The following is a 486-nucleotide window of genomic DNA, read 5'->3' on the forward strand; positions in this document are numbered from 1 at the left end:
TTTTTTAATCCATCTATTATGCCATTTTTTCTATTAACCCCAATAGCAACATCTTTTTCATCAACACTAATAAAACCTATATCCTTATGATTCCTCTTGGCAATATATTCTCCTATCTCAATACCCGCATTATAATCATCATTAATTATACTTATACCATCAGCATATTCTTGTCCATAAATTACAATAGGTATATCTAATTTTTTTAATATTTTATTATGTTCAGCTGTAATATATGTTGCACTTAATACTATACCATCAACTTTTAATCTCTTTAATTTCTCTATATATTTAATTTCCAATTCATTTTCATGATTTGTGTTCATTATTATTGGCATATAATTCTTTTCTCTAAAAGTTTTTTCTAATCCAGTTAGTACTCTAGATGTAATTATTGAATCTAAAGCAGGTACTATAATCCCTATTATATAACTTCTTCTTGCTTTTAATCTAGCAAAAGTATTAGGTTCATAATTATATTTTTTT

At 24.7% G+C, this 486-nt stretch carries 1 protein-coding gene; it reads right to left on the reverse strand.

Annotation, left to right across the window (positions count from 1 at the left end):
• On the reverse strand, window positions 1-486 hold a 486-nt coding region (locus E6A48_RS10815; protein ID WP_219710255.1), incomplete at both ends, for a LacI family DNA-binding transcriptional regulator.

This window comes from Brachyspira pilosicoli (assembly GCF_019402445.1).
Taxonomy (GTDB): domain Bacteria; phylum Spirochaetota; class Brachyspiria; order Brachyspirales; family Brachyspiraceae; genus Brachyspira; species Brachyspira pilosicoli_B.